Annotated in this window: 16 protein-coding genes; 7 read left to right on the forward strand and 9 right to left on the reverse strand. The window is 73.4% G+C overall.

Translation table 11 applies throughout. The annotated features are described in order from the left end of the window. Positions 1 to 26 precede the first annotated feature (26 nt). The 4 genes from smpB to ftsE all read right to left on the reverse strand — a co-directional run bounded on the left by smpB (position 27) and on the right by ftsE (position 3,528). Positions 27 to 548: an SsrA-binding protein SmpB gene (gene smpB, locus AB0I16_RS21810; RefSeq protein ID WP_363251114.1), complete on the reverse strand. Its 522-nt coding sequence runs from the start codon at positions 546 to 548 to the stop codon at positions 27 to 29. 18 nt (positions 549 to 566) lie between these two features. Beyond that, positions 567 to 1,754, reverse strand: a complete 1,188-nt coding sequence (locus AB0I16_RS21815; protein ID WP_363251115.1) for a S41 family peptidase — start codon at positions 1,752 to 1,754, stop codon at positions 567 to 569. Positions 1,755 to 1,832: 78 nt separating this feature from the next. Continuing rightward, positions 1,833 to 2,750, reverse strand: coding sequence for a permease-like cell division protein FtsX (gene ftsX / locus AB0I16_RS21820; protein WP_062781429.1), 918 nt, complete (start codon positions 2,748 to 2,750; stop codon positions 1,833 to 1,835). An 88-nt stretch (positions 2,751 to 2,838) separates the two neighbouring features. After that, on the reverse strand, positions 2,839 to 3,528 hold the full coding sequence (gene ftsE, locus AB0I16_RS21825) for a cell division ATP-binding protein FtsE (RefSeq protein WP_358584549.1): 690 nt from the start codon (positions 3,526 to 3,528) through the stop codon (positions 2,839 to 2,841). A 275-nt stretch (positions 3,529 to 3,803) separates the two neighbouring features. Between ftsE and AB0I16_RS21830 the strand changes: the two genes are divergently transcribed. After that, positions 3,804 to 3,995, forward strand: a complete 192-nt coding sequence (locus tag AB0I16_RS21830) for a hypothetical protein (RefSeq protein WP_363251116.1) — start codon at positions 3,804 to 3,806, stop codon at positions 3,993 to 3,995. A gap of 154 nt (positions 3,996 to 4,149) precedes the next feature. On the opposite strand, the gene AB0I16_RS21835 is transcribed toward AB0I16_RS21830, so the two are convergent. From AB0I16_RS21835 to AB0I16_RS21850, 4 genes are all read right to left on the reverse strand, one after another. Then, positions 4,150 to 4,902, reverse strand: a complete 753-nt coding sequence (locus AB0I16_RS21835; RefSeq protein WP_363251117.1) for a hypothetical protein — start codon at positions 4,900 to 4,902, stop codon at positions 4,150 to 4,152. Between the two features lie 280 nt (positions 4,903 to 5,182). Next, the gene (gene prfB, locus AB0I16_RS21840) at positions 5,183 to 6,289 is read right to left on the reverse strand and encodes a peptide chain release factor 2 (protein WP_363251118.1); all 1,107 of its coding nucleotides are present in this window, start codon (positions 6,287 to 6,289) and stop codon (positions 5,183 to 5,185) included. Between the two features lie 133 nt (positions 6,290 to 6,422). Continuing rightward, a complete protein-coding gene (locus AB0I16_RS21845; protein WP_363251119.1) occupies positions 6,423 to 7,658 on the reverse strand; it encodes a serine/threonine-protein kinase in 1,236 nt (411 codons plus the stop codon). A gap of 137 nt (positions 7,659 to 7,795) precedes the next feature. Next, entirely contained in the window at positions 7,796 to 9,499 is a 1,704-nt protein-coding gene (locus tag AB0I16_RS21850; protein ID WP_363251121.1) for a protein kinase, read from the reverse strand. Positions 9,500 to 9,879: 380 nt separating this feature from the next. On the opposite strand from AB0I16_RS21850, the gene AB0I16_RS21855 reads away from it, so the two are divergent. The 6 genes from AB0I16_RS21855 (at position 9,880) to AB0I16_RS21880 (ending at position 21,207) form a co-directional block, all read left to right on the forward strand. Continuing rightward, positions 9,880 to 13,323 carry an FHA domain-containing protein gene (locus AB0I16_RS21855; RefSeq protein ID WP_363251122.1) on the forward strand — a complete coding sequence of 1,148 codons (3,444 nt, stop codon included), beginning with the start codon at positions 9,880 to 9,882 and terminating at the stop codon, positions 13,321 to 13,323. A gap of 245 nt (positions 13,324 to 13,568) precedes the next feature. Next, positions 13,569 to 14,957 (forward strand): ABC transporter substrate-binding protein, encoded by a 1,389-nt coding sequence (locus AB0I16_RS21860; protein ID WP_363251123.1) that lies wholly within the window; start codon positions 13,569 to 13,571, stop codon positions 14,955 to 14,957. Between the two features lie 69 nt (positions 14,958 to 15,026). Continuing rightward, a complete protein-coding gene (locus tag AB0I16_RS21865; protein WP_363251165.1) occupies positions 15,027 to 16,307 on the forward strand; it encodes a sugar ABC transporter permease in 1,281 nt (426 codons plus the stop codon). Then, positions 16,304 to 17,185, forward strand: coding sequence for a carbohydrate ABC transporter permease (locus tag AB0I16_RS21870; RefSeq protein WP_363251124.1), 882 nt, complete (start codon positions 16,304 to 16,306; stop codon positions 17,183 to 17,185). Before AB0I16_RS21865 ends, AB0I16_RS21870 begins: the two co-directional genes overlap by 4 nt. Positions 17,186 to 17,311: 126 nt before the next feature. After that, the gene (locus AB0I16_RS21875; RefSeq protein WP_363251125.1) at positions 17,312 to 18,352 is read left to right on the forward strand and encodes a hypothetical protein; all 1,041 of its coding nucleotides are present in this window, start codon (positions 17,312 to 17,314) and stop codon (positions 18,350 to 18,352) included. Then, positions 18,349 to 21,207: a stealth conserved region 3 domain-containing protein gene (locus AB0I16_RS21880; RefSeq protein ID WP_363251126.1), complete on the forward strand. Its 2,859-nt coding sequence runs from the start codon at positions 18,349 to 18,351 to the stop codon at positions 21,205 to 21,207. Before AB0I16_RS21875 ends, AB0I16_RS21880 begins: the two co-directional genes overlap by 4 nt. Here the strand turns inward: AB0I16_RS21880 and AB0I16_RS21885 are convergent. Next, positions 21,191 to 23,287 carry a CDP-glycerol:glycerophosphate glycerophosphotransferase gene (locus tag AB0I16_RS21885; protein ID WP_363251127.1) on the reverse strand — a complete coding sequence of 699 codons (2,097 nt, stop codon included), beginning with the start codon at positions 23,285 to 23,287 and terminating at the stop codon, positions 21,191 to 21,193. The two genes, AB0I16_RS21880 and AB0I16_RS21885, sit on opposite strands and share 17 nt — an antisense overlap. Positions 23,288 to 23,311: the final 24 nt, after the last annotated feature.

Below are 23,311 nucleotides of genomic sequence, written 5' to 3' on the forward strand. Positions count from 1 at the left end.
GCCGGACGGGCGGACGGGCGGACGGGCTAGCCGATGCCCTGGCGCCGCCGCACCGCCGAGATCGCGCGGTTCGTCTCGCGCGTGTCCTGCTTCTCGCGCAGCGTCTGCCGCTTGTCGTACTCCTTCTTGCCCTTGGCCAGGGCGATCTCCACCTTGACCCGGCTGTCCTTGAAGTACAGGGAGAGCGGCACGATCGTGTGCCCCGTCTCCTTCGACTTCGACTCCAGCTTGTCGATCTCCGCGCGGTGCAGCAGGAGCTTGCGCTTCCGGGTGGCGGAGTGGTTGGTCCAGGTGCCCTGCACGTACTCCGGGACGTGGATGTTGTGCAGCCACGCCTCGCCGCGGTCGATGTGGACGAAGCCGTCCACCAGGGAGGCCCTGCCGAGCCGCAGCGACTTGACCTCGGTGCCCATCAGCACCAGGCCGCACTCGTAGGTGTCCAGGATGTGATAGTCGTGCCGCGCCTTCTTGTTCTGCGCGACGATCTTGCGGGAGGGTGCCTTCTCGGCGGCCTTCGCGGCCTTGCGCTTTACCTTTTCCTTCGCCATAGTGCGGCCATTTTCGCACTACGAGGGGGGTCCGAGGCCAGTCAATACTGTCTCGGCCCGTGCCTCGGCACCGTCCTCGGCCTCCAGGTCCGGCGTGATGCCCCGGCCGTCCACCACACGTCCCGAAGGAGTGCGGTAGTGCCCGACGGTCAGCTCGGCGACGGAGCCGTCCGGCAGACGGCTCGGCATCTGGACCGACCCCTTGCCGAAGGTCCGCGTCCCCACCACGACCGCGCGCCCGCGGTCCTGCAGGGCGCCCGTGAGCAGCTCGGCCGCGCTCATCGTGCCGCCGTCGACGAGCACGACCACCGGTCTGTCCGCGTCACCGCCGCGCTCGGCGTGCAGGGCCTTCTCCTCGCCCCGTACGTCGTACGTGGCCACGAGGCCGCCGTCGACCAGGGCGGACGCGGCGGTCACCGCCTCCGCCACCAGGCCCCCCTGGTTCCCGCGCAGGTCCAGCAGGATGCCGCCGCCGTCGGGCGCCTCGCGCACCGCGTCCCGCACGGCCTCGCCCGAGCCCTTGGTGAACGCGTCGACCTTGATCAGCGTCGCCCCGCCGGACAGGCCGGTCACCGTGACGGAGTCCGTGGAGAGCCGCGCCCTGCGCAGCGTCTCGCGCCACGCGCGCGTGCCGCGCTCCAGGCCGAGCTCCACCGGCGTGCCCGCGCGGTCGCCGCGCAGCAGGGAGACGACCTCCGTGACCGGGCGTCCCGTGACGCGCCTGCCGTCGACGGAGCGCAGCCGGTCGCCCGCGCGGATGCCGGCCAGGGCCGCGGGCCCGCCCTCGCGCACCCGGGAGACCTCGATGCCCCCGTCGGCGGCGCGGCGCGCCCACAGGCCGACACCGGTGTAGGCGCCGTCGAGCGCCTGCTCGAACTTCTGGAACTCCCCCCGCGAGTACACCGAGCCCCAGCGGTCCCCGCTGCGGCTGACGGCCTCCTCGGCGGCCGCCTCCGCGGACGTGCCGTCGGCCATGGCCTCGGCCGCCGCGTCGGCCGCGTCGCCGGAGGCGCCGCTCAGCGGGGCCGCGGCGTCCGAACGCACCGAGGAGGAGGGCGTTTTCCGGCCTTCGTCCGCCTCGTCGCTCCAGGAGCCCGTGGCGGCCCCGGTGACGAGGACGCTCGCGAAGACCAATGTCAGGGCGGCCCCGCGGCGGACGCGGCGGGGCGGTGAGAACCGGTCCGCGAACCGGTCGAGGCCTGACATGCCGGTGAGTCTAGGACAACGAGGGGCGCCGTACGGTTCGTTGAACCGTACGGCGCCCTGATCCGCTGAGAGTACTTGTCACACCTTGAGGTACTTGCGCAACGCGAAGAACGCGGCGAGCGCGGGCATCAGCAGGCCGATCGCGAGCACCAGCGGCAGCTTCGCGAGGACCGCGTCCCAGCCGATGAAGTTGATGAGGTTGATCTTCTCGGAGAGCGCGAGACCGTGGTCGATCATGAAGTAGCGGCCCACGACCAGCATTCCGCAGGCGAGACCGCCGCCGATGAGGCCGGCGACCGCGGCCTCCATGATGAACGGCATCTGGATGTAGAAGCTGGACGCGCCGACGAGGCGCATGATGCCCGTCTCACGCCGACGGCTGAACGCGGAGACGCGCACCGTGTTGACGATCAGCATCAGCGCCACCACGAGCATCAGCGCCATGACCGCGACCGCCGCCCAGTTCATGCCGTTGAGCAGTTCGAAGAGGTTGTCCAGATAGTCCTTCTGGTCCTGCACGGACTGCACGCCGTCACGGCCCGAGAAGGCGGTGGCGACCACCTGGTACTTCTCCGGGTCCTTCAGCTTCACGCGGAAGGACTCCTGCATCTGGTCCGGCGTCAGGGAGCTGGCCAACGGGGAGTCGCCGAACTGCTCCTTGTAGTGCTTGTACGCCTCGTCCGCCGACTCGTGCTGGACGGTGTCCACGACCGGCATCTTCTTCAGATCCGTGAGGATCTGGTCCTTCTGCTCGTTCGTGACGGCGCCCTTGGCGCACTTGGGGTCCTGCTCGGCGTCGGCCTTGTTGCAGAGGTAGATCGAGACGTTGACCTTGTCGTACCAGTAGCCCTTCATCGTGCTCACCTGGTCACGCATGAGCAGCGAACCGCCGAACAGGGCGAGCGAGAGCGCTACGGAGACGATGACCGCGAAGGTCATCGTGAGATTCCGGCGGAGACCGACGCCGATCTCCGACAGGACGAACTGGGCGCGCATGGCGGCCTTTCAGTGGATCAGGTGGATCGAGTGGATCAGAGACACGGGCGGACACGGGTGCCGGGCGCCCGCGTCCGCGAGCCCGCGGCTAGTGCTGGTACCCGTACACGCCGCGCGACTGGTCGCGGACGAGACGGCCCTTCTCCAGCTCGATGACCCGCTTGCGCATCTGGTCCACGATCTGCTGGTCGTGGGTGGCCATCACGACGGTGGTGCCGGTCCGGTTGATCCGGTCGAGCAGCTTCATGATGCCGACGGAGGTCTGCGGGTCGAGGTTGCCGGTCGGCTCGTCGGCGATCAGCAGCTTCGGACGGTTGACGAACGCGCGCGCGATCGCCACCCGCTGCTGCTCACCGCCGGAGAGCTCGCCGGGCATCCGGTCCTCCTTGCCGCCGAGGCCCACGAGATCGAGCACCTGGGGGACGGACTTGCGGATCTCGCCGCGGGACTTGCCGATCACCTCCTGCGCGAAGGCGACGTTCTCGGCGACGGTCTTGTTCGGCAGGAGGCGGAAGTCCTGGAAGACGGTGCCCAGCTGGCGACGCATGTGCGGCACCTTGAAGTTGGACAGGCGCGCCAGGTCCTTGCCGAGGACGTGCACCTGGCCGTGGCTGGTGCGCTCCTCGCGCAGGACGAGCCGCAGGAAGGTGGACTTTCCGGAGCCGGAGGACCCGACCAGGAAGACGAACTCGCCCTTCTCGATCTCCAGGGAGACGTCCCTGAGCGCGGGGCGGGTCTGCTTCGGATAGGCCTTGGAGACGTTGTCGAATCGGATCACGGATGCACCACGGGTTGCCGGGGGTAGGTGAGCGTGACCATACGCGAACCCGGTGGGCGAGCGCAGTCGGCGTCCTGAGTTGCGCGATTTGTCGTGGTCCGCCCGGGGAACAAAACGGGTGGGCTCCCTGACGCGCGCCGGCACGGCGACCGGTCGGAATCCGTCGGAACGGGGCGGGCCGCGCCTAAATCCGAGGAAGCTGGCACAGTGGTAGGGGGAACGATCGGGTTCCCCGTAGCGTTGGGCAGGCTGAGACTGTGCGGGAGGAGAAGCGCATGACCCTGGATCGGTTGGTATGCGCGAACTGCGCAGCGCCCGTGAGTGAAGGCCGCTGCCCCGTGTGCCGGGCCAATCGCGAGCGCCTGCAGCAGGACGGGCCCTTCGCGGGCCTCAATCCCGCGGCTCTGATAGCACTGCTCGTGGTGCTCATCGCGGCGGTCGCGCTGCTGGCGCACCAGTCCGCGTAGGGACGACGCAGGGACGTCGTAGGGACGACACGCACGGAGCGTCCCGAGCAGGACGCGTGCGAAAGGGCCCGGAGCCTCCCATGGAGGTCCGGGCCCTTCGTCATGTCCGTACGCCGCGTACGTCGCCGTACGTGGCTACGCCGTCACCGTGCGATCAGGCAGCGGCGCCGCGGCTGCCGACGAGGCGCGGCAGGATGCGGAAGCCGATGCCGCCGGCGATCATCGTCGCGGCACCGATCACCAGGAAGGTGGTCTCGGCGGCGCCGGTCTCGGCCAGCTCGCCCTTCTCGCCGCCGTCCTTGCTGCTGCCGCCCTGCTCGACGGGCTTGGAGCCGGTGTCGGTCAGGCTGTCCTTGCCCTGGCCCTGCTCGACGGGGTGGGAGCCGCCGTCGGGGCCGGGGCCCGTGCCGCCACCGCCGGTGCCACCGCCGCCGTTGCCACCGCCGCCGGTGCCGCCACCGGTGCTGCCGCCGTTGCCGCCGCCGCCATTGCCGCCGTTGCCGCCGTTGCCGCCGCCGGTGCCGTTCCCGTCACCCGGGTCGGTCGGGTCGGAGGTGGGCGGGTTGGTGGGGTTCGTGGGCTCCGGGTCCGGGTTGGTGGGCTCCGGGTCCGGGAGCGTCGGGTCCGGGCCCGGGTTCGTGGGCTCGGGGTTCGTCGGCTCCGGGTCCTCGGGACCGGGGATCGTCGGGTTCGGTTCGGTCGGCTCCGGGTCCTCGTCGCCCGCGGCCGGAAGGTCCACGTCCACACCGACGCCGCTCTCGTCCGCGTGGGCGCCCGCGCCCACACCGCCGAGGTCGACGCCGACGTCGAGGGCCGAAGCGGCACCCGCGGCGGTCAGCGAGGCGCCGGCGGCGATCACGGCACCGGCGGCTATCCGCGCGACACGGATCCGCGTCTTCTTGGTCATCTGGCTGCTACCCCCAGTAGCTGAATCGTCAGTGAGGCAGCGTCGGGGGCGGCGCTCGCGCGGGGCGCTCGATCGGCCCCCACAGATCCCACGCGCCCCACGAATACGCATGCCGCGCGCCAGCCTTTCCACTTTTGGAAGCAGCGTCAAGGTCGTTGCGGGCGCGATGTCCGTTATCGAGGGGGTTGACCGTCCTACGGAGATGTGACTGTGACGCAAAAGGCAACTGCCGCCTTTACAGCGACAGTTGCCTTGTCGATAAAGCCGCTCGGGGCGGGATTTACTTCTCCTGCTGCTTGCGCCAGCGAATTCCGGCTTCGAGGAAACCGTCGATCTCGCCGTTGAAGACGGACTCGGGGTTGCCCACCTCGCACTCCGTACGGAGGTCCTTGACCATCTGGTACGGGTGCAGGACGTACGAACGCATCTGGTTGCCCCAGGAGTTGCCGCCGTCGCCCTTGAGGGCGTTCATCTTCGCCTGCTCCTCCTGGCGGCGGCGCTCCAGGAGCTTCGCCTGGAGGACGTTCATCGCGGTCGCCTTGTTCTGGATCTGCGAGCGCTCGTTCTGGCAGGAGACGACGATGCCGGTGGGGATGTGCGTCAGACGGACCGCGGAGTCGGTCGTGTTGACGCCCTGGCCGCCGGGGCCCGAGGAGCGGTACACGTCGACGCGCAGCTCGCTCTCGTCGATCTCGATGTGGTCGGTCTGCTCGACCACCGGGAGGACCTCGACGCCGGCGAAGGAGGTCTGGCGGCGGCCCTGGTTGTCGAAGGGCGAGATGCGCACGAGGCGGTGGGTGCCCTGCTCGACGGAGAGCGTGCCGTAGGCGTACGGGACGTTCACGGCGAAGGTGGTCGACTTGATGCCGGCCTCCTCCGCGTACGAGGTCTCGTAGAGCTCCGTCTTGTAGCCGTGGCGCTCGGCCCAGCGCAGGTACATGCGCTGGAGCTTCTCGGCGAAGTCGGAGGCGTCGACGCCGCCGGCCTCCGCGCGGATGGTGACGACGGCCTCACGGGAGTCGTACTCCCCCGAGAGGAGGGTCCTGACCTCCATCTCGTCCAGCGCCTTCTTGACGGCCGTGAGCTCGGACTCGGCCTCGGCACGGGTGTCCGGGTCGTCCTCCTCCTCGGCCATCTCGAACAGCACGCCGAGGTCGTCGATGCGACCGCGCAGTGCCTCGGCCTTGCGGACCTCCGCCTGGAGGTGGCTCAGCTTGCTGGTGATCTTCTGCGCCGCCTCGGGGTCGTCCCAGAGGGACGGGGCGGCCGCCTGCTCCTCGAGCACGGCGATATCGGCCCTCATCTTGTCGAGGTCCAGGACGGCCTCGATCGACTCCATGGTCGAGGAGAGGGACTTGAGCTCTTCGGATACATCGACGACTGCCACGACTCCAGCGTAACGGCTGCGGCAACCGTTTCCCTCCGGGGTGGGTCCGGCCCCGGGACCCGCGCCCGGGGCGTCTTCCGAAAGCCCCGCCTGCCCGGCCTCCGGGCGGACGACGCTACTTTCGGAGCGCGGCCTAGGGCGCCGGAGGGGCGGAGGTGCTGGTGTCCGGGGGTGCGGACTCGTCGTCGGACGAGGCCACCCAGGTGCCCGCGGCCACCGCCGCGACCAGCACCGCCCCCGCCACGCCGAGCGTGATCCGGCGGCGCCGCGCCGAGGCCCGGTGCTTCGCGGAGCCCGGCCGCGCCGCCCCCGAGGCCCGCGGGGCGCGTGCCGTGCCGCGGGCGCCGCCGGCCAGCTCGTCGGGGCCCGGCACCCGCATGGAGGTGTGCGTGTCGCGGTTGGAGTCGGCGGACGCCGCCCCCGGCACCAGCGGCACCGCGCCGCGCCGGGGAGCGGCCTCGCGCGGCTCGGGGTCGGACTCCTCGTGCGCCTCCTCGGCCGGCGAGGACTCCGTGTCCGGCTCGTCGACGTCCAGCGGCGGCATCCCCGCGACCAGCGGAAGCAGCTCCCGCAGGCGCGCGGCCAGCTCGGAGGCGCGCAGCCGGGACGCGGGGGCCTTGGCGAGGCACTGGACGATGAGCTGCCACAGCTCCTCGGGGATGCCCGGCAGGGGGACCACGGTCTCGGTGACGTGGCGCCGCAGGATCGCCCCCGGGTGGCCGCCTCCGAAGGGGGTGAAGCCGGCGAGGAGTTCGTAGAGGACCGTGGCGAGGGCGTAGATGTCGACGGCGGCGCGCGGCGGCAGGCCCTCGATGATCTCGGGGGCCAGGTAGTCCGGAGTGCCGATGATCTTCGTGGCGCGGGTCCTGCGCGGGGAGTCGATCAGCTTGGCGACGCCGAAGTCGGTGAGCAGGGCGGGGTGCGCGCCGCCGGGGCCGAGGGGGCCCTGCATGTCCAGGAGGACGTTCTCGGGCTTGACGTCCCGGTGCACGATGCCCGCGGCGTGCGCGGCGGCGAGGCCGTCGGCGACGTCCGCGACGATGGCGACGGCCGCCTCGGGGGCCATGCGCCGCTCGCGGTCGAGGCGGGTGCGCAGGTCGGTGCCGCGGACGAGGTCCATGACGAGGGCCAGGTCGTTGCCGTCGACCACCAGGTCGTGGACGCCCACCACGCGCGCGTGGTCGAGGCTGAGCAGGGCCGTGCGCTCCTGCACGAAGCGGCCGACGAGTTCCTGGTCCGAGGCCAGGTCCTCGCGCAGCAGCTTGATGGCGACGGGGCCTTCGGGCCCCTCGCCGAGCCACACCGTGCCGGCGCTGCCACGGCCCAGGATCTGGTGGGCGGTGTACCGGCTGCCGATCTTGCGCGTCAAGACTGCTCCTACGGATGCGTGTTGGCGACAAAACTACGCGGCCTTGCCGCCAACCTTCACTCCGGGAGCGGAAATCACTCGCAGATGTCGACAAATCCCCGAAGTCGGCGGTGATCGCCGCCCGGGAACGCGTCCCGCTACTTGGCGCCGAGGTCCCCGACCCAGCCGCTGACGGTGCCGTACCAGTCCGTGAGCTGCTCCCAGTAGCCCTTCGTCGTGCCGATCCACTCCTGCAGCGGGCTGAACTCCCAGACCAGCCAGCTGACGACGAAGAGGATGACGATCGTGAACAGGCAGCCCTTGAGGCAGCCGAGGCCCGGAATCCTCATCGGGTTGGCGCTGCGCTGCCTCGGCTCGCGCGGCGGACGCGGCTCGCGCGCGGGGCGCGGGGCGGGCCGCTGCGGCGCCGGAGCCTGCGGGGGCGCCGCGTACTGCTGGGGCTGGTGCTGCGGCTGGTGCTGGGGCCGGGGCTGCGGCGCGGGAGCGTACTGCTGCTGCGGGCTCCGGCCGCGGGGCTGCTGCGGCGCGTACTGCTGGGGGCGCTGCTGCGGCTGCTGCGGCTGCTGCTGGGGCCTCGCCACCTGCCGCTGGGGGCGGCGGCGCAGCGGGTCCTGGCTGGGGTCGAGGTAGGACTGGACCTGCGTCTGTTCGTTGCGGTCGCGGGCCGCGCGCATCTGGTTCTGCCAGGGGTGCGGCTCGTTCGGGTCCGCCCCCGGGTCGTTCGGCGGTACGGGCGGCATGACCGCGGTCGGGTCGGCGGCGCCCCGGTTGTTCGGCAGCACGGAGGTCGGGTCGGCGTCGCCGGGGCCCTGGCCGTGGCCGGTGCTCTGCATGACGCTGGTCGCCGCGTTCGGGTCGTACGAGCCCGCGTTGCTCGGCAGCACCTGCGTGGGGTCGGCCGCGCCGGGGGCCTCGGGGACCTGGGCGGGCGCCGGGTCGGGCGTCAGCAGGGCGCCCACGCCCTCCGCGGCGGCGATCTGCGCCGGGGTGGAGTGCACGCCGATGCCGTCGGCGACCGTGCGCAGGCCGCGGGCGAGGTTCTCGGCGCTGGGGCGGCGGTCGGGGTTCTTGTCCAGGCAGCGCTCGATGACCGTCCACAGGGGGTCGGGCACGGTGGAGGGGCGGCGCGGCTCGGCGCTGAGGTGCTGGTGCAGGACTTCGAGCGCCGAATCGCCGCTGAACGGCGGGCGGCCCGTGACCAGCTCGTACAGCAGGATGCCCGCGCCGTAGACGTCGACGGCGCTGGTCTGCGGGCGGCCCTCGGCGGACTCGGGCGCCACGTACGCGGGCGTGCCGACGAACTCGTGCGTCCTGGTCAGGCCGGGCGAGTCCGCGAGGCGCGCGATGCCGAAGTCGGTGAGCATCGGGTGCATGCCCCCGGCGTCCTGCTTCAGCAGGACGTTCGCGGGCTTCAGGTCCCGGTGCACGACGCCGTCGGCGTGGCTCGCGGCGAGCGCGTCGGCGATCTGGGCGGTCAGGAGCGCCGCGGCGACGGGCGTGAACGGTCCGTTCTCGCGCAGGTAGCGGTGCAGGTCCGGGCCGTCGACGAGGTCCATGACCAGGGCGAGGAGGTCGCCCTCGACGACCAGGTCACGCGTCCTGACGATGTTCTCGTGCGTGAGCCTGAGCAGGACGGACCGCTCCCGCAGGAAGCGCATCACGACGTCCGCGTCGTTGGCCAGCTCTTCCTTGAGGACCTTGATCGCGACGGTCTCGCCGGGCTGGCCGGGAACGGCCGCCTCGGCGCCCGCCGTCTCCCGCTGGCGGGCCCGCCAGACGGTGCCCGTGGCGCCGCGCCCGAGCGGCTCCTCGAGCAGGTACTTGCTGCCTACCGGCCGCACGTCATGCGCTCCCTGCTGGTCTGGCTGGTCCCGTCCGGGTGCTGATGCCGCCCGCGGGTCTCTTCCCGAAGATGTTCCGACCCACTGTAGTGCTGCCGGAGGGGGCACCGACCGAACGGATTCCGACGGTCCGTCGCCCGACGGGAAGACGCTCTTCCATGGCCGATGGTTGCCGGAGCGTCGCCCTCAACGGTCCAAGCAGGCACTTTTCCGAGCAGAGCCGACCATTCAAGATCACAAACGTATGGCCGCCGGGCGTGTTGTCAGTGGCAGGTGACAGGATGCCCCCAGTACTGGCCGACGTGCCCGTGTGCGGTGGGGGGAATCACAGCGCGAGTCCCCGCGCCGGGCGCCCAGCGCAGAAGGGACCGCTGACGGCGATGCAGATCCGGCTGACCGTCCTCGGGCCGCGCAGCGGCCAGACCGAGCAGCAAGGCCGCCCCACGGCGGCGACCGGGGCGCGGAGCGCCTGCGACGTCCTGGTCACCGCGCCCGCGGGGACCGCGCTCGCCGCGGTGGCCCCGGGCCTCGCCACGGCCGTCGCGGGCGCCGAGAGCCCCCTCGTGCTGTACGCGGGCCCGGAGCGCCTCGACGCCCAGCGGTGCACGCTCGGCGAGCCTCCCCTGATCGACGGCGCGGTCCTCTCCCTGGGGGCGCCCGGCGAGTCCGGCCCCGAGCCGGCGGAGGCCGCGGCCCAGCTGCACGTGGTGGCGGGGCCGGACGCCGGCGGCGTCCATCTGCTGCACGGCGGCCAGATCCGCGTCGGCCGCTCCGCCGATGCGGACGTCCCGCTGGACGACCCCGACGTCTCCCGGCTGCACTGCGCGGTCACCCTCGCCGCGGACGGCCGTGTCACCGTCGCGGACCTCGGCTCGACGAACGGCACGTCGGTGGACGGCAGGGAGGTCACCGACCGTCCCGTGCCGGTCTCCACCGGCTCCCTGCTCCGGATAGGCGAGTCGGCGCTGCGCCTCGCGGACGGTGCCCTCGGCCCGTCCGCGGGCACGGGCGGCGCCCCGACGACCGCCCCCGACGGCGAGGGTCACGTGCGCGTGCGGCCCGCCGAGCACCCGCAGCCCGCCTTCCGGGCGCCGACGGGCCCCGAGGGCGCCGGCCACCACGCGTACGGCACGGCGGGCTGGGGAGCCGCGGGCGACGCCGGGACGGCCATGGGGACGCACGGCGCGGCGGGCCCCGCCGGCACCCACCGGGCCCGGGGACCGGAGCCGTACGGCGCGGGGGCACACGGGACGGAGCCGTACGGCGCGGCGGCGAACGGAACGGCGGCGTACGGAGCGGTGGGCCAGGACCCGGCGGGTGACGCCGCCGGCACCGAGCGGACGCGCGCGGGCACGCCGCCGCGCGGGACGCCGGTGCCGCGCACCCTGCGCAGGCGCGGCGGCCTCTCCGCCTGGGCCCGGCGCCTGACCGGAGCCAGGGACGCCGAGCAGGGCCGCGGCCCCGGGGCCCCCGACATCTACGAGGACGACGGCTTCGACGACGAGGCGTTCGGCGCCGCCCCCGAGCCGACCCCGGAGGAGCTCGCCGTGGCCGCCGCCGCGCGGACCCCGGAGTCCTGGCCCGACCCCGCGGCCCTCCTGCTCACGGCGCTCGGCCCGGGCCCCCGCCTCTGGGAGCGCGGCCCCGGCCACCCGGAGGCCCTCGCGGTGCGGCTCGGCACGGTCGACCGGACCGGCCCCGGTGACCAGGGGCTGCTGCCCGCCGTGCCCGTCACGGTGAGCCTGCGGGAGGCGGGCGCGCTCGGCCTCGCGGGCCCGCGAGAGCGGCTGAGCGGCCTGGCCAGGGCGGTCGTCGCCCAGCTCGGCGCGCTGCACTCGCCCGACACCCTGGAGATCGTGCTGATCAGCACGGACCGGGCGCGCCCCACCGCGCGGCGCACCGCCGAGTGGGCCTGGCTCGGCTGGCTCCCCCACCTGCGGCCCACGCACGGCCAGGACTGCCGCCTCCTCCTGGCCTACGACCGCGAGCAGGCGGCGGCCCGTACGGACGAGCTCCTGCGGCGGCTCGACGACCGCATCGCCGACGAGGACCGGGGCGACGCGGAGGCCGGGGCGCCCGTGTCGCACACGGTCGTGATCGTCGACGGCGACCCGGGGGCCGCCGGGCTCCGGGAGGCCACCGCCCGCCTCGCGGGAGAGGGCGCCCGCGCGGGGATTCACGTGGTCTGCCTCGCCGAGACCGAGGCCGCGTCGCCCGCCTCCCCGGTCCTCGACACGTACGAGGCGGCCTGCGCGGTCTCGCCCGCCTTCCGCGCGTGCGGGGCCGTGGCGCTCCTCAGCGGGGACGTGGCGACCGCGCTGCGGCTGATGCGGACGGCGGGCGGACGCCCCGCGGGGCACGGCACCGTCGCCGCGGTGGACGCGGTCTCGGCCGCCTGGGCCGAGCGGTTCGCGCGGGCCCTCGCGCCGCTGCGCGCCGACGGCGGCCCCGGCGAGGCGCACACGCGCGTGTCCGCGCCGCTGCCCCAGGCCGCGCGGCTCCTGGACGAGCTGGGGCTCGCGCGGGCGACGCCCGCCTCGCTGATGGCGCGCTGGGCGGCGGCGGCCGACGACCCCGAGGCGCTCGGCGGTCGCGCCCTCGCCGTGCTGGGGGCCGGACCGCGCGGCCCGGTCGTCGCGGACCTCGCCGCCGACGGGCCGCACCTGCTCGCCGAGGGCCCCGCCGGCAGCGGGCGCACCGAGCTGCTGCGCTCCGTGGCCGCGTCCCTCGCCGCCGCCGAGCGGCCCGACCGGCTCGGCATCGTGCTCGTCGACGGACGGGACAGCGGCGGCTCGGCCGGTGCGGCGGGGCGGCAGGGCGCGGGGCTCGGGGTCTGCACCGACCTGCCGCACGTCACGACGCACCTGGTGGCCAACGACCCGGTGCGCATGCGGGAGTTCGCCCAGTCCCTGGCCGCCGAGCTGAAGCGGCGCGCGGAGCTGCTCGGCAGGCTCGGCTTCACCGAGTGGCACACGCAGCGGGAGGTGTCGGGGCGGTTGGTGGCCCAGCGGTCCCCGTCGTCCTCCGGCACCGGGGCCTTCAGGACGTCCGCCGCCAGGACGTCCACGGCGGCCGGCGGCCCGGTGGCCGGCGGGGGCCCGGGCGGGTTCGACGCCTCCGGCGGCGCGGGGGTCTCCGCGGCGCCCGGCCCCGGGGCGCCCGGAGCGGCCGGAGCGGCCGAGCAGGGCGCGGGCGACGCCCCCGGCGTCCCTTCCGTACCGCCCCAGGCGGCCGGGGGCGACATAGACACGCCGCCCAGCGCCACGATGCGGCTGCGGCCCGCCGCGCGGCAGCGGGTGGAGCCGGGGCCGCCGCTGCCCCGGCTCGTGGTGATCGTCGACGACTTCGACGCGCTGCTCTCGCCCGCCCTCGGCTCCCCGGGGCGGCCCGCGGCCGGATCGGTCGTGCGCGCGCTTGAGGCCGTGGCGCGCGACGGCGAGCGGCTCGGGGTGCACCTCGTGGCGTCCACCGGCCGCAGCGAGCGGATGCCCGAGACCGACCTCGGCCGGCGGGCGACGCTGCGCGTGGCCCTGGACGCGGTGACCGCGGGGCCCGAGGAACCGGCTCCCGGGCGGGGCGAGCTGCGCTCCCCCGACGGCCGGGCCACACCCTTCCAGGCGGGCCGGGTCACGGGACGCATTCCCCGTACGGCGACGCTGCGGCCCACGGTCGTGCCGCTGGAGTGGGAGCGGATGGGTGATCCGCCCGCCAGGCGGCCCGTGCGGGAGCTGGGCAACGGCCCGACGGACCTCGCCCTGCTCGCGAGCGCCCTTGAGCGGGCCGCGCGCTCGGTGTCGGCGGAGGAGGTCCCGTCCTTACTGTGAGCGGTCCCGCCGCCGCGCCGCTCCCGGCGGGTCCACGCCCCGCCGGCGCCGCCGGGAGCGCCTTCCCGCCCCCCGTGGCGGCTATTCGTACCCGTGGGGGGAAAAGACCGCTTCTCGGCGCATGACGCCACGTCACAACGCCATTACGATCAACGAGTTGACAGCGCAGGCCATCTTGCCGCCCCTCCCCGCCCGGGCGTAGACCAGACCGAACGGGACTCGCCAGGGAAGAGAACGGGGCAGTGATGCGCAGCACTCTTCGTACACGCAGGGCTTCGCTACATCGGCGTACCACCGCCAGGATCGCCGCGGCCGTCGTCGCGGGCGCCCTCGCGCTGACCGTCACCGCGTGCGGCAGTGACGACAAGGACGGCGACGGAGGCAAGGACGGCGGCAACGACACCGGGACGGCGCTGAAGCTGCCGAAGCTGGACGGGGAGAACGTCTCCGTGGCGGCCGTGTGGGGCGGCACGGAGCGCAAGGTCTTCCTGAAGGTGCTCGACGAGTTCGAGAAGAGGACGGGCGCCAAGGTCTCCTTCGTGCCCGCGCAGGACCCCATCATCAGCTTCCTGGAGTCGAAGGTGGCGGGCGGGCAGCCGCCGGACGTCGCGATGCTGCCGCAGGTCGGCGCGATCGAGCAGGCCGTGGCGAACAAGTGGGCCGAGCCGGTCGGCGCCGAGGCGCAGAAGCAGCTGGAGGAGAACTACGCGAAGGGCTGGCAGGACCTCGGCTCGGTCGACGGCAAGCAGTACGGCGTGTACTTCAAGGCCGCCAACAAGTCGCTGGTCTGGTACAACACGAAGGTTTTCGAGAACGCGGGCGTCAGCGTGCCCAAGACCTGGGACGACTTCACGAAGACGGCCCAGATGATCTACGACTCGGGCGTGCCGCCGGTATCGGTGGCGGGCGCCGACGCGTGGACGCTCACCGACTGGTTCGAGAACATCTACCTCTCCCAGGCGGGCCCGGAGAAGTACGACCGGCTCGCCAAGCACGAGATCAAGTGGACGGACCCCTCGGTCAAGGAGGCGCTGACCACCCTGGCGGAGATCTTCGGCGAGAAGGGCTTCGTCGCGGGCGGCGCGAGCCGCGCCCTGCAGACCGAGTTCCCCGCGTCGGTGAAGCAGACGTTCAAGGGCGGCGACCAGCCCGCCGCGGGCATGGTCTTCGAGGGCGACATGGTCTCGCTCGCGATCTCGGAGACCAAGGCGAAGGTCGGGACGGACGCCAAGGTGTTCCCCTTCCCCGCGGTCGGTGACAAGTCGCCCGCCGTGGTCGGCGGTGACGCGGCCGTCGCGCTGAAGGACAGCAAGGGCGCGCAGGCGCTGCTCACGTTCCTCGCCTCGCCCGACTCGGCGCGGATCTGGGCCGAGGCGGGCGGTTTCATCTCGCCGAACAAGAGCCTGGACCTCTCGGCGTACCCGAACGACGTGCAGCGCAACATCGCCAAGAACCTGATCGCGGCCGGTGACGACATCCGCTTCGACATGTCCGACCAGGCCCCGCAGGCCTTCGGCGGCACGCCGGGCAAGGGCGAGTGGAAGGCGCTCCAGGACTTCCTGAAGAACCCGAAGGACGTCGCGGGCACCCAGAAGGTACTGGAGACGGCCGCCGCCAAGGCGTACAAGGACTAGGCGGTGGCGACCGCGAACGCCGGTGGCACCCCCGAGGTGGTGCCACCGGCCCCGACCCCGCGCAAGAGCGTGACCGGCACCCGCAGGTCGATGGCGGTGCTCTTCCTGCTGCCCGCCCTGGTGCTGCTCGGCGCGCTCGTCCTCTACCCCATCGGGTACTCGCTGTTCCGCAGCTTCTTCGACGACTCGGGCGACTTCACGGCGTTCGGCAACTACGAGACGCTGTTCACGGACGACGGCATCAGGACCGCCATCAAGAACAACGCGGTCTGGGTGGTCGTGGCGCCCACCGTCGCGACCGCGCTCGGCCTGATCTTCGCCGTGCTGACCGAACGGGTGCGCTGGGGCACCGCGTTCAAGCTGGTCATCTTCATGCCGATGGCGATCTCCATGCTCGCCGCGGGCATCATCTTCCGGCTCGTGTACGAGTCGGACCCCGACCGGGGCGTCGCCAACGCGGTGATGGTGGGCGTGCACGACACGTTCGCCGAGTCCTCCGCGTTCCCCCAGGCGCACCCCAGCATGAAGTCGCCCCTGCGGAACGAGAAGGGCGGCGCCTTCATCACCCGCGAGCCGGTGCGGGCGGGCACCCCTGTGGTGCTCCCCCTGGTCGGCGTGGCGCCGGACACCATGCCGGACGGCGCGAAGCCGGCGAAGCCCGCGCAGGCCGACCCCGACCGGGTGACGGGGACGGCCTGGCAGGACTTCACGCGCGGCAAGGGCCGCGGTGAGGTCAACGCCCCCGACACCGCCGAGCTGGGCTACGACGGCATCAGGATCGAGGCGGTCAAGGACGGCGAGGTCGTCGCCTCGACCACGGCGGGCGCCGACGGTACGTTCGCGCTGCCCGAGGAGGCGGACGGGGCGCAACTGCGCTTCCCCGCGTCGAACTTCCGCGAGCCGTACAACGGCGTCGAGTGGCTCGGCCCCACGCTGATCACGCCCGCGATCATCGGCTCGTACCTGTGGATGTGGGCGGGCTTCGCGATGGTCCTGATCGCGGCGGGCCTGGCGAGCGTGCCGCGGGAACTCCTGGAGGCGGCGCGCGTGGACGGCGCCAACGAGTGGCAGGTGTTCCGCCGGGTGACGGTGCCGCTGCTCGCGCCGGTCCTCGCGGTGGTGCTGGTCACGCTCATGATCAACGTACTGAAGATCTTCGACCTGGTCTTCGTGATCGCGCCGGGGTCCTCGAAGGACGAGGCGAACGTGCTGGCGGTACAGCTCTACAACTCGGCGTTCCTCGACAAGCAGCTGGGGGTGGCCAGCGCCATCGCGATGCTGCTCTTCCTCCTGGTCATCCCGGTGATGCTGTTCAACATCCGACGCATGCGGCGGGAGGCCGAGCGATGACCGCCCCTACCGAAACGGTGAAGGCCCGGCAGTCCCTGGGCGGCCGGATCGCGTCCCTGCTCGGCAGCACCGCGCTGCGGGTGTTCCTGGTGCTCGTCGGCCTCTTCTGGCTGGTGCCGACGATCGGCCTGCTGATCGGCTCGTTCCGCACTCCGGCGGACATGAGCGAGAACGGCTGGTGGAAGGTCTTCTCCGCGCCTTCGCAGATGACGCTGGAGAACTACAGCAACCTCCTCAAGGACGAGACGATCACCGACTCGATCCTGTCCAGCGTCATGATCACCGTCCCGGCGACGCTGCTCGTGGTGGTCATCGGCTCGCTCGCGGGCTACGCCTTCGCGTGGATGGAGTTCCCTGGCCGCGACTGGTGGTTCCTCGGCGTCGTCAGTCTGCTCGTGGTGCCGGTGCAGGTCGCGCTGGTGCCGATCGCCGACCTCTTCGGCAAGATCGGCATCTTCGAGTCGACGATCGGCGTGATCACCTTCCATGTGGCGTTCGGGCTGCCGTTCGCGATCTTCCTCCTGCGGAACTTCTTCGCGGAGATCCCGCGCGAACTCCTGGAGGCGGCGCGCCTGGACGGCGCGGGTGAACTGCGGCTGTTCTTCCGGGTCGTGATGCCGCTGGGGGCGCCCGCGATCGCCTCGCTCGGCATCTTCCAGTTCCTGTGGGTCTGGAACGACATGCTGATCGCGCTGATCTTCGCCGACTCCAAGAATCCGCCGATCACGGTCGCGCTCCAGCAGCAGGTGCGGTTCTTCGGCGACAACGTGCAGGTCCTCGCGCCGGGCGCGTTCATCTCGATGGTGATACCGCTGGCCGTGTTCTTCGCCTTCCAGCGGCAGTTCGTCTCGGGGGTGATGGCGGGAGCGGTGAAGTGATCACCGCCCTCCGGCAGGCGTCTCCGTACGCGCCGTTCGGCCGAATGGAGCCTTGTCGGTCCTATTGACGTACAACACGCGCGGTGCGCGAGGAGGTGACGGGCCGGCGCGGGGCAGAGTGGCGCAATGCACCGCATTGGGATCACGCCCCCGCGCCTCCCCGGGCTCCCGCCACCGCTCGTCCGGCGGCTGCGCGCCGCCACGCGAAGCACGCGGTTCCGTCTGGAGCGGGCCGCCGCCGGGCGGGGGCGCCGGGCCGAGTCCCTCCTGGCGCCCGTGCACCTCTCGCTCAGGGACAGCAGGACGCTCAACCTCGCCCTCGACGCCTCGGCCGTCGGGCCCGCGGACCGCGCCCGGCTGCTGATCAGCCGCGGCCCGCGCGGACTCGCCGTCCCCCTCGCCCACGAGGCGCACACCGCGGGCGCCCCGCTGCTCACCGCCACGGTCACCCTGCGGGGCATGCGGGACGGGGTGTGGCGGCTCACCGTCGAGACGCGGGGCGCCGACGGCCGCGTACGGCGCCGGGGCCTCGCACCCGCCGCCGACACCTCGCCGCTCGCCTCACCGCTCGCCACGCCGACCCTGCCGCACGCCCCCGACCGGCGGACCGGCACCCTCGTGCGGATCGTCAGGTGCCGCGGCGGGCGGGCCGCGCTCCAGGCCACGCGGTCCCGGCCACGCGCCGAACTGGTGCGGTTCGAGCCGCGGGGCGACGGGATCACCGTGCACGGCCGCCTGGTGGGCGCGGCGCCCCGGGACAGGTACGCGCGGGCCGTGCGGCGCAGGGACAAGGTGACGGTGCCCGCCGACGTCCAGTGGTCGGGCGCGGCGTTCGCGCTGCGGGTGCCGCTGGCCGCCATGACCGGGGCCGGGCCGGGCCAGTGGGTGTGGGACTTCCGGGTGGGCGGCCTCCCCCTCGGGCGCTGGCTCTCCGACGTGCGGGACCCCGCCGCGGCCTGCCCCACGCCCTTCCGCGTCTTCGCGCTGCCCGACGGTTCGCTGGTACGGGCGCACGCCCACTTCACCGGGACCGGCGCGTTCGCGGTGACGTGCTGGGACATCACGGACCTGGCGTGGGCGCCCGGCCGGGGGCACGCCGGACAGGTACCCGCCCGGGCCGCCGTCCCCGAGCGCGCCCCGCGGGAGTCCACGGAGGAGACCTCATGAAGATCACATACCTGCTCGGCTGGGGCGACGAGATGGGCGGGACCGAACTCGCCACGTACACCCAGGCCAAGCACCTCGCCGAGCGCCCGGACACCGAGGTCGAGGTCGTCTCGGTCTTCCGCACCCGCGACGAGCCGTTCTTCGCCGAGGCGCGCGCCCTGCCCGTCCGCTACCTGGTCGACCGCACGGTCACACCGGAGCGGCCGGTGCGCGCCTCCGACCTCGACGACGCCGCGTGCCGCACCCTGGCCGCGCTCCCCAGCGAGCTGATCAGGCCCGCCTGGGAGGACGCCTTCGACCGGCTCTCGGACATCGAGATGGCCGACGCCTTCGCGCGCCTGGACACCGACGTCCTGGTCACCACCACGCCCGCGCTCCTCGCCGCCGCCGTGACGCTCGCCCCCGCGCGGGTCGTCACCGTCCACCAGGAGCACCGCCCCACCCAGCGGCGCGGCCCCTCCGGCGAGCCGCTGCTCCTGCACGCGCCGCGCCTGGACGCCCTCGTCACGCTCACCGGCCGCACCCGGGACTGGATCGCGGAGTCCCTCGGGCCCACCGCGCCCGAGCTGGCCGTCATCCCGAACGCCGTGCCGGACGGCTTCCGGCCGCGCGCCGACGGGGAGTCCGAGGTCATCGTCATGGCCGCCAGGCTCACCGGCGAGAAGCGCGTCGACCACGCCGTGCGGGCCTTCGCTGAGGTCGCCGACGCGCACCCGGAGTGGACCCTGCGGATCTTCGGCGGCGGCCACCGCGAACGGCACCTGCGCCGCCTCGTCGACGGCTTCGGCCTGCACGACCGCGTCGAACTCCTCGGCCCCTGCCGGGACATGGCCGCCGAGTGGGCGAAGGCCGGGCTCAGCCTGATGACGGCGGGGCACAACGAGGCGTTTCCGCTGGTCCTTCTTGAGGCGCTGGCCGCCGGGGTGCCCGTGGTGGCGTACGACGTGCTGACCGGGCCCGCCGAGATCGTGCGGCACCGCGTCGACGGGCTCCTCGTGCCGCCGGGGCAGACCACCGAGCTGGCCGCGGCCATGGACGAGCTGATGGGCGACGCGGAGAAGCGGCGCGCGTACGCCCGTGCCGCGCGCGAGGGCGTCTACGAGCGCTTCTCCCCGGCCGCGGTCACCGCCCGCTGGGAGGAGCTGTACCGGCGGCTCGTGGCGGGGCGCGACCGCCCCGAGCGGCTGCGGGGGCGCGCGGACCGCGTGGCGCTCGGCGTCGCGTCCGGCGGCTGCGGGTTCCGGCCCACCGCCCCGCACACCTTCGACGCCGCGGCGGCGGAGGGCGAGCACGCGCGCGAGGACGAGATCATCGCCGCGGACACCACGGGCCGCGTCATCCGCTCGGTGGGCCGCCTCGCCGAGCGCCGCGACGACGTCCTCGCGCCCCGCATGGCGGCCTGGAACCTCGAACTCACCGCCGACGCCCTGGAGGCGCGGGACGTCCCCTACGCCGTGGTCCGCACCCACGACGGCACCGCGCACACCCTGGCCGTGGCCGCCGAGCACCGCGAGCACGCGCTCAAGGCCCTCGCCGGGGCGTTCGCGGGGCGGCCCGTCTACGCCGAGCTGGTCAACCCGCGCGACGCGGCGCCGGGAGCGGTCCTCGCCGAACGCCTCGACGCGATCGGCGAGGTGGCGGGCGTCAAGGTCTTCAAGCCGGTGACGACGACCACGCTGTCGCTGCGGCACGGCGCGGCCCAGGCCTGCACGGTGGCGTTCTGGGGACGCACCGAGGGCGGCCCGCTGGGCACGGAGGGCTTCCGCGCGCCCTTCGGCGCGACCCTCGCCGGGGCCGAGCTGCCCTCGCTCACGCCGACGGCGACGCTGCGCGTGGCGGAGCGGGACTACCCGACCCTCGACGTGTTCACCGAGCTGCTCGTCAAGGACGTCGGCTTCCCCGTCGACGCCGTCTACACCTGGGTCGACGACTCCGACCCCGAGTGGCGTGCCCTGCGGGACGCGGCACGGGGCGGGGCGGGGCGCGAGACCGCCGACGACGGGGCGGTGCGCTTCCGCAACCGCGACGAGCTGCGGTACTCGCTGCGCTCCCTCGCGATGTACGCGCCATGGGTCCGGCACGTCTACCTCGTCACGGCCGGTCAGCGCCCCGAGTGGCTCGACGAGGCCCACCCCGGCCTGACGGTCGTGGACCACCGCGACCTCTTCGCCGACCCCGCCGGCTGCCTGCCGACCTTCAACTCGCACTCCATCGAGTCCCAGCTCCACCGCATCGACGGCCTGTCGGAGCACTTCCTCTACTTCAACGACGACATGTTCCTCGGCCGCCCCACCAACCCCGACACGTTCTTCCACAGCAACGGCATCGCCCGCTTCTTCTGGTCGTCCGCGTCCGTGCCCGCCCTGCCGGTCTCACCGGACGACGAGGGCTATCTGGGGGCGGCGAAGAACAACCGCGAGCTGCTGCGCCGCGCGTTCGGCAGGACGACGACGCACAGCTTCTTCCACGTGCCGTACGCGCTGCGCCGCAGCGTCCTGAAGGAGATCGCCGAGCGGTTCCCCGCGGAGTGGGAGGCCACGTCCCGCAGCCGCTTCCGCTCGACGGGCGACCTCTCCGTCGTCTCGTCCCTGCACCACCACTACGCGTACCTCACCGGGCGAGCCGTGCCCGGCGGCATCTCGTACGACTTCGTGGACATCGGTGACCGCAGGGACCACGCGCGGCTCGGGCGGCTGCTGCAGAACCGGGACCGGACGGCGTTCTGCATCGGCGAGTCGCACGACAGCGGCATGGCGGACGAGGAGATGGCGCTGGCCGTCCGGTCCTTCCTGACCGCGTACTTCCCGGTGCGCTCGCCCTACGAGCGGTCGGGGGCCGTCACGGACGCGCCGTGAGGAACAGTTCGCGGACCACCCGCTCGGCGGCGCCCCCGTCGTCGTAGGGGCAGAAGCGGGCGCGGAACGCGGACCGCAGCGCCGCCGCCTCCGGGGAGTCCCAGCCGCCGTCCCTGAACAGCCCGGCCAGGGCGTCCTCGGTGGTGGCCGTCGCGCCCGGCGTCTCGCCGGGGCGCCCGGAGAGCACGTCGAAGTAGGTGCCGCGGGCCAGGCGGTAGGCCTGCCAGTCCGGCGCGTACGTCACGATCGGGCGGTCGAGGCAGGCGTAGTCGAACATCAGCGAGGAGTAGTCCGTGACGAGGGCGTCGGCGGCCAGGCAGAGGTCCTCCACGCGCGCGTGTCCGGTGACGTCGACGAGCTGCGGGTGCCGGTCGAGCCCGGCGGCGGCGCCGTAGAAGTAGTGGGCGCGCACGAGCACGACGTACGAGGGGCCGAGCCGCTCGGCGAAGCGCGCGAGGTCGAGGCGGGGCCGGAAGCCCTTCTGGTAGTCGCGGTGGGTGGGCGCGTAGAGCAGCACGGTGCGTCCGTCGCCGACGCCGAGCCGGGCGCGGACGCGCGCGGTCTCCTCGTCGTCCGCCGTGAAGTACACGTCGTTGCGGGGGTAGCCGGCCTCCAGGGCGCGGTAGGCCGCGGAGGGGTAGACGCGCTCCCAGACCTCCGTGGAGTGCGGGTTGGAGGAGAGGCTGAGGTCCCACTGGTCGGTGTGGTCGAGGACCTTCTGGAAGCTGATGCCGTGGGTGCCGGCGGGGTAGCGGCGCTGGTCGAGGCCCATCGTCTTCAGGGGCGTGCCGTGGTGGGTCTGGAGGTAGACCTGCCCCGGCCGCTTGGTGAAGCCGCCGGGGAAGCTGGAGTTGTTGACGAGGTACGTCGCCCTCGCCATCGTCTCCCAGTACCGGCGCGAGCCCTCGATGACGTACTCCACGCCCGCGGGCACCTTGTGCTTGTTGCGGCCGGAGACCACCCACACGCCCCTGATGTGCGGGGCGAGTTCGCGGGCCTTGGCGTGGATCGCGGCCGGGTTGCAGGAGACCGCGCGGTTCCAGTAGGCGCCGTAGACCGCGAGGTGGGGGTCGAGGGAGCGGTGCAGGTCGGCGCGGTAGACGGCGCGCATGGCGCGGGCCCGCAGCTTCTTCTTGCGCTGCTTGAGTTCCCTGGTGACGCGGGCCCGCCGGGTGCCGGCCTCGCGGAGGCCCGCGTAGGCGGCGTAGGAGGCGGTGGCGAGCGCCTTCTCCCCGGGGCTCCGGGGCTCCCCGGCCCCCCGGGGCGCGTACGCCCGGTACACGCGCGCCGCCTCCCGGAAGAAGTCGCGGCGGTCGGCCGCCCTGACGCGCCCCGGGTCGTCGAGGACGGCCATGAGGTGCGTGGCGGCGTGCGGCAGGAGCCGGTCCCGGTCGGCGGGGGACGCGGCGGCGAGCAGTTCCTCGTACCGCCCGGTGACGGCGAAGTGCTGCCTGCCCGGCGTCTTGGCGAAGCTGCCGGCGCGCCGCTCGCGCCAGCGCACGCAGGCCCGGTCGAGGACGGCGAGGCGGTCCCCGGCCCGCAGGGTCGCGGTGTGGACCGGTACGACGTCCTCGTAGGGGCCGTCGGAGAACGCGAGTTCGCGCTCGTGCCAGAAGGCGCGCCGGAAGACGCGGTTCCAGGCGGCCGGGGTGTGGCCGAGCGGGTCGCCGGTGAGCGGGTCGCCGCCGGGGCGCACGTGCTCCCACCAGTCGACGCGGTCGTGCGCGAACAGCAGGACGTCCGGCTCGCCGTGCTCGGTGAGGGCGGCGTCCAGGGCGTCGAGTGCGCCCGGCAGGAGCAGGTCGTCTCCGTCGAGGAAGAGCAGGTACTCGCCGGTGGCGCGGCCGGCGCCGGTGTCGCGGGCGGGTCCCGTGCCCGACCGTGCCGGGAGCCGCACGAGTTGCACGCGCGGATCGCGCTCCGCATACTCCCCGGCGATCGCCGGGGAGGCGTCCGGCGAGGCGTCGTCGACGACGATCAGCTCGACGTCGGCGAAGGACTGGGCGAGCACGGAGTCCAGGCATTCCCGCAGGTAGCCCTGGACGCGGTGGGCGGGGACGACGACCGAGAAGCGCGACATGGCAACCGACCGTAGCCAGCCGGG

This window comes from Streptomyces sp. NPDC050703 (assembly GCF_040654435.1).
Taxonomy (GTDB): domain Bacteria; phylum Actinomycetota; class Actinomycetes; order Streptomycetales; family Streptomycetaceae; genus Streptomyces.

Coding starts and splice junctions, on each gene's coding strand:
- AB0I16_RS21880 (WP_363251126.1), top strand. CDS start 18,349: ATGAAGATCACATACCTGCTCGGCTGGGGCGACGAGATGGGCGGGACC.
- AB0I16_RS21855 (WP_363251122.1), top strand. CDS start 9,880: ATGCAGATCCGGCTGACCGTCCTCGGGCCGCGCAGCGGCCAGACCGAG.
- AB0I16_RS21870 (WP_363251124.1), top strand. CDS start 16,304: ATGACCGCCCCTACCGAAACGGTGAAGGCCCGGCAGTCCCTGGGCGGC.
- ftsX (WP_062781429.1), bottom strand. CDS start 2,750: ATGCGCGCCCAGTTCGTCCTGTCGGAGATCGGCGTCGGTCTCCGCCGG.
- AB0I16_RS21830 (WP_363251116.1), top strand. CDS start 3,804: ATGACCCTGGATCGGTTGGTATGCGCGAACTGCGCAGCGCCCGTGAGT.
- smpB (WP_363251114.1), bottom strand. CDS start 548: ATGGCGAAGGAAAAGGTAAAGCGCAAGGCCGCGAAGGCCGCCGAGAAG.
- AB0I16_RS21875 (WP_363251125.1), top strand. CDS start 17,312: ATGCACCGCATTGGGATCACGCCCCCGCGCCTCCCCGGGCTCCCGCCA.
- AB0I16_RS21815 (WP_363251115.1), bottom strand. CDS start 1,754: ATGTCAGGCCTCGACCGGTTCGCGGACCGGTTCTCACCGCCCCGCCGC.
- AB0I16_RS21860 (WP_363251123.1), top strand. CDS start 13,569: ATGCGCAGCACTCTTCGTACACGCAGGGCTTCGCTACATCGGCGTACC.
- AB0I16_RS21885 (WP_363251127.1), bottom strand. CDS start 23,287: ATGTCGCGCTTCTCGGTCGTCGTCCCCGCCCACCGCGTCCAGGGCTAC.
- AB0I16_RS21835 (WP_363251117.1), bottom strand. CDS start 4,902: ATGACCAAGAAGACGCGGATCCGTGTCGCGCGGATAGCCGCCGGTGCC.